Origin of the sequence: Pseudomonas sp. PNPG3 (assembly GCF_023093815.1) — a bacterium.
In the GTDB taxonomy this organism is placed as follows: Bacteria; Pseudomonadota; Gammaproteobacteria; order Pseudomonadales; family Pseudomonadaceae; genus Aquipseudomonas; species Aquipseudomonas asiatica.
The window spans coordinates 372,753-386,067 of record NZ_JALLKV010000001.1; the positions used below are offsets into that span (position 1 = coordinate 372,753).

General features: G+C 64.4%; 9 protein-coding genes. 3 read left to right on the forward strand and 6 right to left on the reverse strand.

The annotated features are described in order from the left end of the window. Position 1: 1 nt before the first annotated feature. Both MJ643_RS01785 and MJ643_RS01790 read left to right on the forward strand, forming a co-directional pair. Positions 2–982, forward strand: a complete 981-nt coding sequence (locus MJ643_RS01785; RefSeq protein WP_003257656.1) for a transketolase C-terminal domain-containing protein — start codon at positions 2–4, stop codon at positions 980–982. A gap of 64 nt (positions 983–1,046) precedes the next feature. Next, a complete protein-coding gene (locus MJ643_RS01790; protein WP_013972187.1) occupies positions 1,047–2,357 on the forward strand; it encodes an MFS transporter in 1,311 nt (436 codons plus the stop codon). A gap of 39 nt (positions 2,358–2,396) precedes the next feature. On the opposite strand, the gene MJ643_RS01795 is transcribed toward MJ643_RS01790, so the two are convergent. The 4 genes from MJ643_RS01795 to MJ643_RS01810 are packed head-to-tail and all read right to left on the reverse strand — an operon-like array spanning position 2,397 to position 8,270. After that, the gene (locus MJ643_RS01795) at positions 2,397–3,779 is read right to left on the reverse strand and encodes an efflux transporter outer membrane subunit (protein WP_013972186.1); all 1,383 of its coding nucleotides are present in this window, start codon (positions 3,777–3,779) and stop codon (positions 2,397–2,399) included. Next, positions 3,776–6,949 (reverse strand): multidrug efflux RND transporter permease subunit, encoded by a 3,174-nt coding sequence (locus tag MJ643_RS01800; protein ID WP_013972185.1) that lies wholly within the window; start codon positions 6,947–6,949, stop codon positions 3,776–3,778. The genes MJ643_RS01795 and MJ643_RS01800 overlap by 4 nt, the downstream gene beginning before the upstream one ends. After that, complete coding sequence (locus tag MJ643_RS01805; RefSeq protein WP_230491499.1) at positions 6,946–8,109, reverse strand: efflux RND transporter periplasmic adaptor subunit; 1,164 nt, start codon at positions 8,107–8,109, stop codon at positions 6,946–6,948. Before MJ643_RS01805 ends, MJ643_RS01800 begins: the two co-directional genes overlap by 4 nt. A gap of 23 nt (positions 8,110–8,132) precedes the next feature. Then, complete coding sequence (locus tag MJ643_RS01810; RefSeq protein WP_023662445.1) at positions 8,133–8,270, reverse strand: hypothetical protein; 138 nt, start codon at positions 8,268–8,270, stop codon at positions 8,133–8,135. Positions 8,271–8,504: 234 nt separating this feature from the next. Between MJ643_RS01810 and MJ643_RS01815 the strand changes: the two genes are divergently transcribed. Next, complete coding sequence (locus MJ643_RS01815) at positions 8,505–10,157, forward strand: SulP family inorganic anion transporter (protein WP_096010110.1); 1,653 nt, start codon at positions 8,505–8,507, stop codon at positions 10,155–10,157. Positions 10,158–10,369: 212 nt separating this feature from the next. On the opposite strand, the gene MJ643_RS01820 is transcribed toward MJ643_RS01815, so the two are convergent. Beyond that, positions 10,370–12,097 (reverse strand): NahK/ErcS family hybrid sensor histidine kinase/response regulator, encoded by a 1,728-nt coding sequence (locus MJ643_RS01820; protein WP_015270056.1) that lies wholly within the window; start codon positions 12,095–12,097, stop codon positions 10,370–10,372. Beyond that, positions 12,081–13,244, reverse strand: coding sequence for an alcohol dehydrogenase-like regulatory protein ErcA (ercA, locus tag MJ643_RS01825; RefSeq protein ID WP_013972181.1), 1,164 nt, complete (start codon positions 13,242–13,244; stop codon positions 12,081–12,083). The genes MJ643_RS01820 and ercA overlap by 17 nt, the downstream gene beginning before the upstream one ends. Positions 13,245–13,315 lie beyond the last annotated feature (71 nt).

Here is a 13,315-nt window from a genome sequence, read left to right on the forward strand (position 1 = left end):
CATGAACGCCCCCCTGTCCCCCAACTCCTGGCAATACCGTGGCCTGAATGCCATGAACCCAGGGCTGTCCTACCTCTCCGATGCCCTGATCGAGCTGGCCCGTGAAGGCCATCCGGTTATGGCAGGCTCGGCAGACCTGCAGTATTCCAATGGCCTGAACAAGTTCGCCACGGCGTTCCCCGACCGCTACATCCAGTTCGGCATCTCCGAGCAGAACATGGTCACCGCTGCCGCCGGCCTGGCCACCTGCGGGGTGATGCCGTTCGTGGCGACCTTCGCCTCGTTCCTGGGCCTGCTGTGCTGCGAACAGATCCGCATGGACGTGGCCTATTCGGCCCAGCCGGTGCGCCTGATCGGCCACCATACCGGGATCTCGCTGGGCTTCTACGGCACCTCGCACCATGCCACCGAGGATATAGCCACCATGCGCTCGATCGCCGACCTGGCGGTGGTCTCGCCCTCCGACGGCCCGCAATTGGCGGCAGCGATCAAGGCCTCGGCCAGCTACGACAAACCGGTGTACTTCCGTATCGGTCGCGGCCGCGACCCGATCATCTACGAGCACGGCACAACCTTCGAGTTCGGCAAGGCCACCGAGCACTTGCAGGGTGAAGAGCTGACCATCATCGCCTGTGGCATCACCGTACACCCGGCGCTTGCCGCGGCCCGCAAGCTCAATGCCGAAGGCCGTTCGGTGGGCGTGATCGACATGGCCTCGATCAAGCCGATCGACCGCGAGACGATCCTCCAGGCCGCTGCGCGCAGCAAGCGGATGATGACCGTCGAGGAGCATAACGTGCTCGGTGGCCTGGGCGCCGCGGTGGCCGAGGTGCTGGCCGACGAAGGCGTCGGGGTCAAGCTCAAGCGTCATGGCATCTACGACGAATACAGCCTGATCGCGCCGCCGACCCACCTGTACCAGCACTACAAGCTCGATGCCGCCGGTATCGAGGAAGTGGCCCTGGCCCACATGGCGAGCTGACCCGCCCCGCAATACGGGCAGCGCCGTCTTGGGTGCTGCCCGCCCCATTCGCTCGGAGACTACAATGAACAACATGACCGAGACCCTGCCAGGCAGCGTTGCCTACGCTGCACCTGACGCCACGCGCCTGCGTCGCAAGTCCTTGCTTGCTACCGGCGTCGGCAACCTGCTGGAGTGGTTCGACTGGACCCTTTACACCGTTGCCTCCGTCTACATTGCCAGTGCCTTGTTCGACAAGAGCAACCCCACCTCGGCGCTGCTCGCCACCCTGGCGGTGTTCGCCGCAGGTTTCCTGTTGCGGCCATTGGGCGGCATCGTCTTCGGTATCCTCGCCGACCGCCTCGGCCGACGCACCGTGCTGCTCAGCACCATGCTGCTGATGGCCGGCGCCAGCCTGCTGATCGCGTTCATCCCTTCCTATGAATCGATCGGCAGCTGGGCTTCCGGATTGCTGCTCTGTGCGCGCTTGGTCCAGGGCTTCGCCCACGGTGGAGAGACCACCACGTCCTACGCCTACATCGCCGAGATCGCCCCGCCAAAGCGCCGGGGGTTGTGGTCGAGCACGGTGTTCTTCGCGGTGGGCAGCGGCTCGCTGCTGGCAACCTTCTACATGGCCCTGCTGACCTCGATGCTGAGCACCGAGCAGATGCAGGACTGGGGCTGGCGCATCCCCTTCGCCACCGGTGGCCTGCTGGCGGTGGTTGCCCTGTGGCTGCGCCGCAACATGATGGAAAGCGACCACAGCCCTAGCACCGCCAGCGCAACGCAGCACACTACTTGCTGGAGCCGCGGGCAGGTACTGCAACATGGTGTGCGGTTGTTCCTGTATGAAGCAGGCGCCACCCTGACCTACTACACCTGGGTCACGTCGGCATCGATCTATGCCATGAGCGTGAAGGGCATGGACCCGCACAACGCCTTCATGATGAGCTGCGTCGCCCAGGTCATCTATCTCGCCTTCCTGCCGGTCTGCGGCTGGGTTTCGGACCAGGTGGGGCGCAAGGTCTGTGCACTGATTTCGCTGCTGGGTATCGCGGCAACCCTGTTCCCTCTGTGGGGCATGATCTCCAGCGAGCCGTGGACCCTGATGGTGGCGCAGACTGCCGGCCTGATGCTGGTGGCCTTCATCACCGGCTGCAAGCCCGCATCGATTTCCGAGCAAGTCCCTACCCGTTATCGCACGCGGATGTTCGGTGTGTGCATTTCGTTGGGTGTGGCGGTATTCGGGGGAACTGCGTCGTATGTGACAACCTGGCTTTACTCGGAGCAGATTGGCTGGGTGTTCAACGTCTACCTGATCGTCGTGGCGCTGATTGCCAGTGGCGTGGTACTGATGTGGAAGAACAACCACGGCATTCCGATCGATCAGGTTTGAGTCGTAGACGCTGGGGCTGCCAGGCAGCCCCCATTACGCTTACCCGCCTAACGCACTGACCAGTGCCACCTGGTTCTGCCACTGGGCAGTGCGTACCGTGGCCAGGGCATCCAGGGCACTGAGCTGGTTGCGCTGGGCCTCCAGCACATCAAGGAACGGCGCCTCGCCAGCCTGCCACGAACGGCGGATCTGCTCGAAGGCCGAGGTCGACTGCTCGCTGGCACGTGCCAGCAGTACCTGGCGCTCCGCATTGCGCTGGGCCGCCGCGAGTGCCGATTCCACCTCCGACACCGCCACCAGTACCGTGCGCCGGTAACTCAGCAACGCCTCCCGCGCCTCGGCATCCCGGACCTGCACCTGCGCCTTGCGCCGGCCACCATCGAATAATGGCGCGCTGGCATTGACGCCGGCCAGCCAGAAGGTCGAGTTGGCCAGCGTGGCCGCGCTCATGCCATTGATCAACGAACCCAACGCCGCCGACAGGCTCAGACGTGGCATCAGCTCTGCCTTGGCCACGCCAACCCGCGCATAGGCGGCAACCACCCGTGCCTCGGCAGCCTTCACGTCAGGACGCCGACGCAGCAGGTCCGCAGGCGTGCCAGCATCCTGCAAGGCCACCTCACGCACACTCGCCGGGTTGGCATGCATCTGCCCGTACAACTCGGCACTGGACATGGCCAGCAGCACCGAAAGCCGGTGCACGGTGCGCTGCCACTCTAGGCGCAGCGCCGGCACCCGGGCCGCAGTGCGGTCGGCCTGGGCGCGGGCCCGCAGCAGGTCGGCCTCCGGGCTGCTGCCCGCCGCGTACAACTGCTCGCTCAACTGCAAGGTCTCGGCCTGGCTCTGGGCACTCTGGCGGACGATCTCCAGGCGCTGCTCCAGGCCTCGGGCCTGGGCATAGGCCTGGACCACTTCACCCACTAGCGCAACCTTTACTGCATGGGCTTGCTCTTCACTTGCCGTCACCTCGGCGTCAGCAGCGCGGACGCCTTCACGGATGCGGCCAAACAGGTCAAGCTCCCAGCTGGCGCCCAGGCCCAACGAGATCGGCGCATCGATCAGTGCCTCGCTGTAGCCGGTCTGGTAAGCCGAGGTACGCTGGCGTGCGGCACTGGCGCCGAAGTCCAGGGCCGGGCTGCCGGCCGCAGCGCTGACTGCCCTCAGAGCCCGGGCTGCATCGATGCGCGCCAGGGCAACCTGCAGATCGAGGTTATCATCCAATGCCCGCTGCACCAGGCGGTCGAGCAGCGGATCGTGATAGCCGCGCCACCACTGTTCGGTCACAGCCAGCGGTGCTTCGGAGCGGGCATTGAGGTAATGCTGCACAGGTGCAGCGCTGGGCGGCGGCAAGCTCGGGGCAGCGCATGCAGCCAGCAGCGCCGCAGTAAAACCCAGTACGGGGAAACGAAGACGCATGTTCATTGCTGGAAGTCCTGTTCGACAGCCGAAGGCTGTGACGATACCTGCCGTTCGCCGCCGGCAAGGCGACGAACCAGCACATAGAAAATCGGTGTGAACACCAGGCCGAACAGGGTTACCCCGATCATCCCGAAGAACACCGCAGCCCCCACCGCCAGGCGCATCTCGGAACCGGCCCCCTCGGACAGCACCAGCGGCAAGACGCCAAGGATGAACGCCAGCGAGGTCATCAGGATCGGCCGCAGGCGCAGGCGACAGGCTTCCACCACCGCCTCGACCGTACCCTGCCCTTCCTTCTCCAGCTGCCGGGCCACTTCGACGATGAGGATGGCGTTCTTTGCCGCCAGGCCCACCAGAACGATGAAACCGATCTGGGTGAGGATGTTGATGTCCTGGCCCATCAGGCGCACGCCACCGGCCGCGGCCAGCAGGCACATCGGCACGATCAGCAGGATCGCCAGCGGCAGGCTCCAGCTGCCGTATTGCGCCGCCAGCACCAGGTAGACGAACACCACACAGAGCGGGAAGACCAGCAGGCCCATGTTGCCGGCGGTGGTCTGCTGGTAGCTCAGGTCGGTCCACTGGTAGCTGATGCCCGCCGGCAGATTCACCTTGGCCAGGCGCTCCATGGTCTCGATGGCATAGGTCGAACCCAGGCCTGGCAAGGTGTCACCGTTGATCTCGGCAGTAGGGAAAAGGTTGTAACGCGGGAAGCGCTCTACCCCCAGGGCCTCGTGCAGCTGCGTCACGCTGGCCAGCGGAACCATCTGCCCGGCCTGATTGCGCACCTTGACCCGCGCCAGGTCCTCTGGCGTGACCCGGTAAGGCAGGTCGGCCTGGGCAGTGACACGGTAGGTGCGGCCGACCAGGTTGAAGTCGTTGATGTAGGTCGAGCCGAAGTAGGTCTCTATGGCCTGGTTGATCTGGCTGCTTGGCACGCCCAGCATCTCGGCGCGCTCACGGTCGAGCTCGACGAACACCTGCGGAGTGCTGGCCGAAAACGGCGAATACACACCCGTCATGCCCGGTGTGGCGTTGGCGGCGGCAATCAGCTGCGCCGTGGCCTTGGCCAGCGCGTCACTGCCTAGCCCGGCACGGTCCTGCAGACGCAGGGAGAAACCACCGGTACTGCCCAGCCCCTGCACCGGCGGCGGCGTGGCGACAATCACCGACGCACCGCTGACCGCTTTCAGGCGTTCGCGCAAGTCGGCCGCGATCACGTCCGATGTGCGGCCCTTCAGCTTGCGCTTGGACCAGGGTTCGAACACCGGGGCCAGGCCCGCCGAATTGGACGAGTTGGTCCCGGTGACCATCGAGAAGCCCGAGAAGGTCGGCACCCTGTCCACACCCGGCACCTGCAGGGCGATGGCTTCGATCTGCTGGGAAATCGCATTGGTACGCTCCAGCGATGCGCCGTCGGGCAATTGCACGATCACCACCAGGTAGCCACGGTCCTGGGCCGGGATGAAGCCCTTGGGCGTGGACACCATCAGGTAGGCGGTAGCGGCGATCAGTACGGCATACACGGCCAGCATCAGCGGCGTCCTGGCAACCAGGCCGCGGACGCTGCCGGCATAACCATTGGACAGCCGGGCAAAGCCCCGGTTGAACGCTTCGGCAGCGCGCCGCGGCAGGCCCGGCAGACCGGCACGCAGCGGCGCATGGCCACCGTGACGGCGCAGGATCATCGCCGCCAGCGCCGGCGACAGGGTCAGCGAGTTGAACAGCGAAATGGCCGTGGCCACCGCGATGGTCACGCCGAACTGGCGGAAGAACTCGCCGGAAATCCCCGGGATGAACGCCGTGGGAATGAACACCGCACAGAGCACCAGGGTGATCGCCACCAGCGCACCGCCAATCTCCTGCATGGTGACGATGGTCGCCTGGAGCGGGCTCTTGCCCTCGCCCAGGTGGCGCTCGACGTTCTCCACCACGACAATGGCGTTGTCGACCACGATCCCTACCGCCAGCACCAGGCCGAACAGGGTCAGGTTGTTGATCGAGAAACCCAGCAGCGCCATCACTGCGAAGGTACCCACCAGTGACACCGGGATGGCCAGGATCGGAATGATCGACGGCCGCCAGCCCTGGAGGAACAACAGCACCACCAGCACCACGAGGATTACCGCCTCGTAGATGGTCTTGCCCAGCTCACCGATACTGTCTGCGATGAACGCCGTGGGGTTGTAGCCAATGCTGTATTCGATGCCCTCCGGGAAGTCCTTGCTAAGTTGCTGCATGGTCTGCTCCACCACCTGCATGGTCGCCAGGGCATTGGCGCCCGGACGCTGCAGCACCTGCAGGCCGATGGCCGGGTTGCGCAGGTAGTAGGTGTTGTTGACGTAGGCCAGCCCGGCGATCTCGGTACGCGCCACGTCCTTCAGGCGCACCAGGCGGCCCGCCTCGCCGGACTTGAGCACGATGTTGTCGAAGTCAGCCGGCTCCTTGAGCCGCCCTTCGAAGATCAGGTTCGGCTGAAACGCCTGGGAGGCCACCGGTGGTTGGGCGATGACGCCGCCGGCCACCTGGGTGTTCTGCGCACGCACGGCGGCGATGATGTCGCCCGGGGTCAGGTCGAAGGCGGCGACGCGCTCCGGGTCCAGCCAGATGCGCATCGAATACTCACGCGCGCCCAGCGGGTTTATGTCGCCAACGCCGTCGATGCGCTTGAGGGTATCGGCCACTGTGCGAATGGCGAAGTTCGACACGTACAGCTGGTCATAGGTGCCCTTGGGCGAGGAAATGAAAATGGTCGACAGCTGGGTCGGCGAGGACTTGCGCACCGACACACCGCTGCGCTGCACCGGTTCGGGCAGGCGTGGTGTGGCCAGGGCCACGCGGTTCTGCACCAGCACCTGGGCCTTGTCGACGTCGGTGCCGCCCTTGAAGGTCACGGTCAGGTTCAGGCTGCCATCGGAGGTGGCCTGGCTGTACATGTAGAGCATGTCCTCGACACCGTTGACCTCCTGCTCCAGCGGGATCGCCAGAGTCTCGGCGACGGTCTGCGCCGAGGCCCCCGGATAGGTGGCCTGGACCACTACCGTGGGTGGCGCGATGTCGGGATACTCGGCAGTCGGCAGCACCAGGTAGGCCAGGCCGCCGACGATCATCAGCACCACCGAGAGGACTATCGCCAGCACCGGCTGGTCGATCGAGGTGCGTCCCAGGTTCATAGCGTCGCCTCCTGGGCCGGGTTGGCGGCGGCAACCCGGGTCAGGCTGCGCTGTTCACCGATCGCAGTATCCCCGGCGCGTACCCGTTGCAGGCCATCGACAATGACCCGGTCGTCGGCCTGCAGGCCGCTGACCACTTCGCGCAGGCCGTCATGCAGCTTGCCCAGCTGTACCGGGCGCAGTTCGACGCGGTTCTGTGCATCGAGCACATACAGCACCTTGCGCGTGGCATCGATGCCTACGGCGGTATCCGGCACCAGCAAGGCCTCATAGGCCGGGCGCGCGGAAAACTGCACGCGGCCGAACTGGCCCGGGCTCAACGCCAGGTCCGGGTTGCTGACTCGCGCGCGCTGGCGCAGGGTGCCGGTGGATGGGTCCAGGCGGTTGTCGATGAAATCCATGCGCCCGCTCAGCGATGCCTGGAGCTCGCCTGGCAGGGCGATGCGCACCTGGCTCCCGGCAATGTTGCCGGCCGACTGACGGCGGTACTTCAGGTAGCTCTGCTCGTCGATGTCGAAGTAGATGTCGATGGGATCGAGCGAGACGATGGTGGTCAGCAGGGTGGCATCGTTGCTGCCACCGTTGACCAGGTTGCCTTCGCTGATCAATTTGCGGCTGATACGCCCGCTCATGGGCGCGGTGATACGGGTGAACTCGAGGTCCAGACGAGCGCTGGCCAGCGCGCCTTCGGCGCTGAGCACTTCGGCGCGGGCCGCCTCGCGCGCTTGCAGGCGCTGGTCGTACAAGCTCTGCGCAATGGTCCTGGAATCGATCAGCACCTTGGCGCGGGCATACTCCTGTTCGGCCAGAGCCTGTTGCGAACGGGCCTGGGCCAATTTGCCCTGGGCCTGGGTCACCGCCGCCTGGAAGCTGCGCGAATCAATGACGAACAGCAGATCGCCCTTCTTCACGATTGCACCGTCCCGGAAGGCTACCTTCTCCAGGTAGCCGCTGACGCGCGAGCGTACCTCTACCGAATCGGTTGCCTCGAACCGGCCGGTAAAGCTGTCCCAGTCACTGATGGTCGACTTCAACGGTTGGCTCACCACCACACTCGGCGCCGCCGGAGCACTCTCCTGCGCCTGCGGGCCACAGCCGACCAGCAATGCCGCCAGCGACAAGGCGAACAGCGCCCTTTTGCCCGTTACGGGCAGTTTCACGTTCATGATCTCCATAACCGGCGTCATTTCCTGAAGGCGTGGGCGTTGAGGGAATGGTTGCGCTCGACGAATGCCGACGACTCCTCGGCGTGAACAGCCAGGGTGGACGACAGGGTGACCAGGGTGGCGAACGCGAGCAGGGCGTGCTTGATAGCGGTCATGGGGAAAGCCTCGGTATTTGAAAGTGAGGCGAATTCTTGGGAATTGCGGGGGCAAGAGAAATAGCGCCGCGAACAAATCAATATTGTGCACTGTTCACGAATATGAACGCTTGAGGGTGCAGATGCCGCGCCTGCCCTGCTCCGCCTCGTTCAGCTCGATCAGTTCGTTCAGAGGCACAACAGGCCCATGGCATGCTAAATACTATGTGCATGCACCTTATCAAGGAGCCTGCAATGATCGCGGTTCGCGAAGCCTGGAACGCCGGCCTGTTCAAGCGTGAACACTGGATGCGCAACCTTGTCTCCGGCCTCATCGTCGGGGTTGTTGCGCTGCCCCTCGCCATGGCCTTCGCCATCGCTTCCGGGGTCAAGCCGGAGCAAGGCATCTACACGGCGATCATAGGCGGGCTGCTGGTTTCCTTGCTGGGCGGCAGTCGATTGCAGATCGCCGGACCGACCGGGGCCTTCATCGTGATCCTCGCAGGGGTGACGGCGAAGTACGGAGTGGAAGGCCTTCAACTGGCCACGATGATGGCTGGCGCCATACTGCTGGTGCTTGGCATTACCCGCCTGGGTGCAGTCATCAAGTTCATTCCCGACCCGGTGATCGTAGGTTTCACCGCCGGCATCGGCATCATCATCTGGGTTGGGCAATGGCGTGACTTCTTCGGCCTGCCCGAAATCGAAGGTGGGCACTTCCACGAAAAACTGTGGCATCTGTTGCTAGCCCTGCCGGACCTCCACATTGCCACGACGCTGCTCGCGACATGCAGCCTTGCTTTGCTGATCCTGGCGCCAAGGCTGCCCGTGCTGAAACGCCTGCCCGGGCCACTGGTAGCCATGGTGTTCGCGACGCTGGTCCAATCCCTGTTTCATTTTGACGGTGTGGCTACCATCGGCACCGCCTTCGGGGCTATCCCACAAGGTTTGCCGTCACTGACCTGGCCCGAAGTCTCCCTGGCGCGGGTGATCGAACTGATCGGGCCAGCCTTTGCGATCGCCATGCTGGGGGCCATCGAATCGTTGCTCTCTGCTGTTGTCGCCGACGGCATGGCAGGGACCAGGCACGACTCGAACCAGGAACTGATCGGCCAAGGGGTCGCCAACCTGGTAGTGCCGCTGTTCGGGGGCTTTGCCGCCACAGGTGCCATTGCCCGGACAGCGACCAACATCCGCAATGGTGCTACCGGGCCGTTGGCCGGCATCATCCATGCGCTGACACTGGTACTGATCATTCTGTTCCTGGCGCCACTGGCGTCGAACATTCCACTCTGCGCACTGGCAGCGATCCTGTTCGTCGTCGCCTACAACATGAGCGAGCTGAAGCATTTCAAGCGCATGCTGCAGCGCGCACCGCGAGCCGACATCGCCATCCTGCTCGTCACCTTCACCTTGACGGTGTTCAGCGACCTGGTGATCGCCGTGAATATCGGCGTCATCCTCGCCATGCTTCAGTTCATGCGCCGCATGGCATCGTCCGTCGAAGTCCAGCAGGTGGTCGAAGAGGAACTGGCCAATGAACTGCACAGCAACGGCCAGAAATCGCTGCCCCCCGGCGTGCTGGTGTACACCATCGAAGGCCCGCTGTTCTTTGGCGCCGCTGAAACCTTCGAGCGCGCCCTGTCACAAACGCATACCGACCCTGAACTGCTGGTAATTTGCCTGAAGCGGGTGCCCTTCATGGACATCACCGGGCTGCAGACCCTGGAGGAAGTGATCCAGCAACTGCATGAACGCCAGATCGTTGTGAAACTGTGCGAAGCCAACGGCAAGGTACTTGGCAAGCTCGAAAAGGCCGGAATCTTGCGCCTGCTTGGCCCCGGGCACTATCACCAAACGCTCGGTACCGCCCTGCTGGAGGCAAAGGCACCGGCGGCACACAACTGACTTATGATCCACCAGGGCCATACAGAGTCCCATTTCAGGAACAGCCACCTGGCACTGCGCGCCCCCCTGTAGGAGCGGCTTTAGCCGCGAACACCGGCGCAGCCGGTGCCATGCACCGCGTTGGATTCTTCGCGGCTAAAGCCGCTCCCACAGGGTACGAGGATCGCTTGCGAATTCAGTTATCTGTCACGCAAGGCCATGGGGTTGAGGCTTCAGCCCAGCAACTGGCTCAATACCGCACGCAACTTCCCCGGTTTGACGGGCTTGTTCAGCAACGGCGCACCGAGCTTGTTCAAGGAGCGTCGGCACTGATCGCTGCGGTCGGCAGTGATGATCACCGCAGGAATGGCGGCGCCGAAATGTTCACGCAAGTGCCTGACCACCTCGCAGCCGACAACACCGTGGTCCAGGTGAAAGTCCGCCAGGATCAATTCCGGTGCCCGCCCCTGCAAGGCCAGCAAGGCCCCGGCCTGGTCGGTCGCGGTAACCACTTCGCAGCCCCACTGCCCGAGCAGCGCGCCCATGCTCTCGAGGATGCTCACTTCGTTGTCCAGTACCAGCAGGCGGCGGCCCGGCAACGGGTTGCCGGCGCCAGGCTGCGGCGCGGCCTGGTGGATAGGCAGCGGCATGGCTTCGCCGATCGGCACGTCGATACTGAACATCGAGCCACGCCCCGGCCATGAACGCACCTCGACGCGATAGCCGAGAATCTTGGCGATCCGCTCGACGATCGCCAGCCCCAGCCCCACACCCTTGCGATCGGCGGCACGGCCTACGTCAAGTTGGTTGAACTCGAGGAAAATGGCCTGCAGCCGATCGGCCGCGATGCCCCGCCCGGTATCCCACACCTCCAGGCGCAAGTGATCGCCGCGGCGCCTGGCGCCCAGCAGAATCCTGCCCTCATCGGTATAACGGCAGGCGTTGCTGAGAAAGTTGCGCAGGATACGCGTCATCAGCCGCAGGTCGGTGCTGATGGCGTAGTCGGCAATGCGCGCACGCAACTTCAGGCCTGCCGCATCGGCCACCGTGCGGAACTCCGAGACCAGTGGCCCGAACAGCTCATCGAGGCGGTACAGCGCCACGTCCGGCTTGACCGCCGCCTGGTCGAGCCGGGAAATGTCCAGCAGGTCGGTCAGCAGGTCTTCAGCGCCCTCCAGCGCCTGATGGGTACGCTCCACCAGCACTTTTTCCGCTTCTGGCAGCGGTCTTTCGCGCAAGGTCGAGATCAGCAGCCGCGCGGCATTCAGCGGTTGCAGCAGGTCATGGCTGGCGGCAGCGAGGTACTTGTCCTTGCTGCGGTTGGCGGTTTCCGCGGCGTCGCGGGCATCGCGCAGGGCGCGGGCGATCTGTTTGCGCTCGGCGATCTGCTGTTGCAGGTTGCGGTTGGCCTCCAGCAGTTCATCGGTACGGGCAGCCACCCGTTGCTCGAGCTCGTCATTCAGTTGCTGCAGGCGCTGCTGGGCCAGCTTGCGTTCGGTGATGTCGGCGACAAACCCTTCCACCAGCCCTTCCTGACCTGGCTTGAGCAACAGGTTCATCAACACATCAAGGTGGCTGCCGTCCTTGCGCCGCAAGCGGGTTTCATAACCGTGCAGGCTGCGTTCACGGGCGAGGGTCGCGGTGATGGCGTGCAACTCTTCGGCCCCGCCGACAAACAGGTTGGCGGCAAGGTCCGTCAGCGGAAACAGCAACGCTTGCGGGTTGTCGTAACCGAGCATGCGTGCCAACGCCGGGTTGGCGGCACGCATGCCGTCTTGCAGGCTGGCCTGGAAAATCCCGTGCACGGCGTTTTCGAACAACCATTTGTAGCGGTTGCGCTCGGCCTCCAGTTCGTCCAGGCGCGCCGCCAGCTCCGGGTAATGGCTCTTGCGCGCCGAGTGGTCGCCCAGCCCCAGCAGCCCGGCCAGCGCCCGTTGCTGCTCGTCAGAGGGCCTCGCCATAGACCACCTCGACATCACGCTGGCTCGACGCACGCGGGTTGGTGAGGATGCACGGGTCGTCCATCGCATGTTGCGACAGGAACGGGATATCGGCCGTGCGCACCCCATGCAGGCCCAGGGTTTCGTGGAAGCCGATGGCACGCTTGAGCGCGATCAGGTGCTCCACCAGGCGCGCGCAGATCTGCCGGTGGTTGAGGCCGCGGCAGTCGATACCCAGCACTTCGGCAATCACCTTGAAACGCTCCGGTGCCGAGCTGTAGTTGAACGCCACCACGTGCTCCACCAGCACCGCATTGCACAGGCCATGCGGCAGGTCGAGGAACCCGCCCAGGCTGTGCGACATGGCGTGGACCGCACCCAGGATCGCATTGGAAAACGCCAGCCCCGCCTGCATGCTGCCCAGCATGATCTTCTCGCGCAGGGCGATATCGGTGGGGTTGGCGATCATCTCCACCAGGTTGCCGTTGATCAGGCGCATGGCCTCCAGCGCATGGGGGTCGGTCAGCGGGCCGTGGCCGGTGGAAACGAAGGCTTCGATGGCGTGCACCAGCGCATCGATACCGGTGCAGGCCGACAGGAACGGGTCCATGCTCAGGGTGGTTTGCGGGTCGATCAGCGACACGTCCGGCACCACCGCCTTGCTGACGATGGAGAACTTCATGCGCTCCTGCTGGTTGGAAATGATCACGAACTGCGACACGTCCGCCGAGGTGCCGGCCGTGGTCGGGATCAGGATCAGCGGCGGGCTGGGCACGCGGATCATGTCCACGCCTTCGAATTCGAGGATGCTGCGCCCGTGGGCGACCACGATGCCGATGGCCTTGCCGCAATCCATCGGGCTGCCGCCGCCGACCGCGACGATCACATCACAGTGGTTTTGCCGGTAGATCTCGGCGCCAAGCATCACCTCTTCCACACGCGGGTTGGGCGATACGGCGCTGTACAGGCAGTAGTCGATGCCCTGGGCCTGCAGGCTGGCCTCCACGTCCGCCACCCAACCGGCGGCAATCACACCGGGGTCGCTGACCACCAGCACCTTGCGCGCACCGAAGGTCTTGGCGTAATTGGCGACATTATGCCGGCAGCCGGCACCAAAGATGATCTCGGGCGAAACGAACTTGCGAAGCGGGCTGAAACTCTGGCTCATCGGGAAGCCTGTTCTTATTGTTCTGGAAGGTAACCGCCAGCGTAAAGCATCCCGCAGCGAAAGCAACCAGA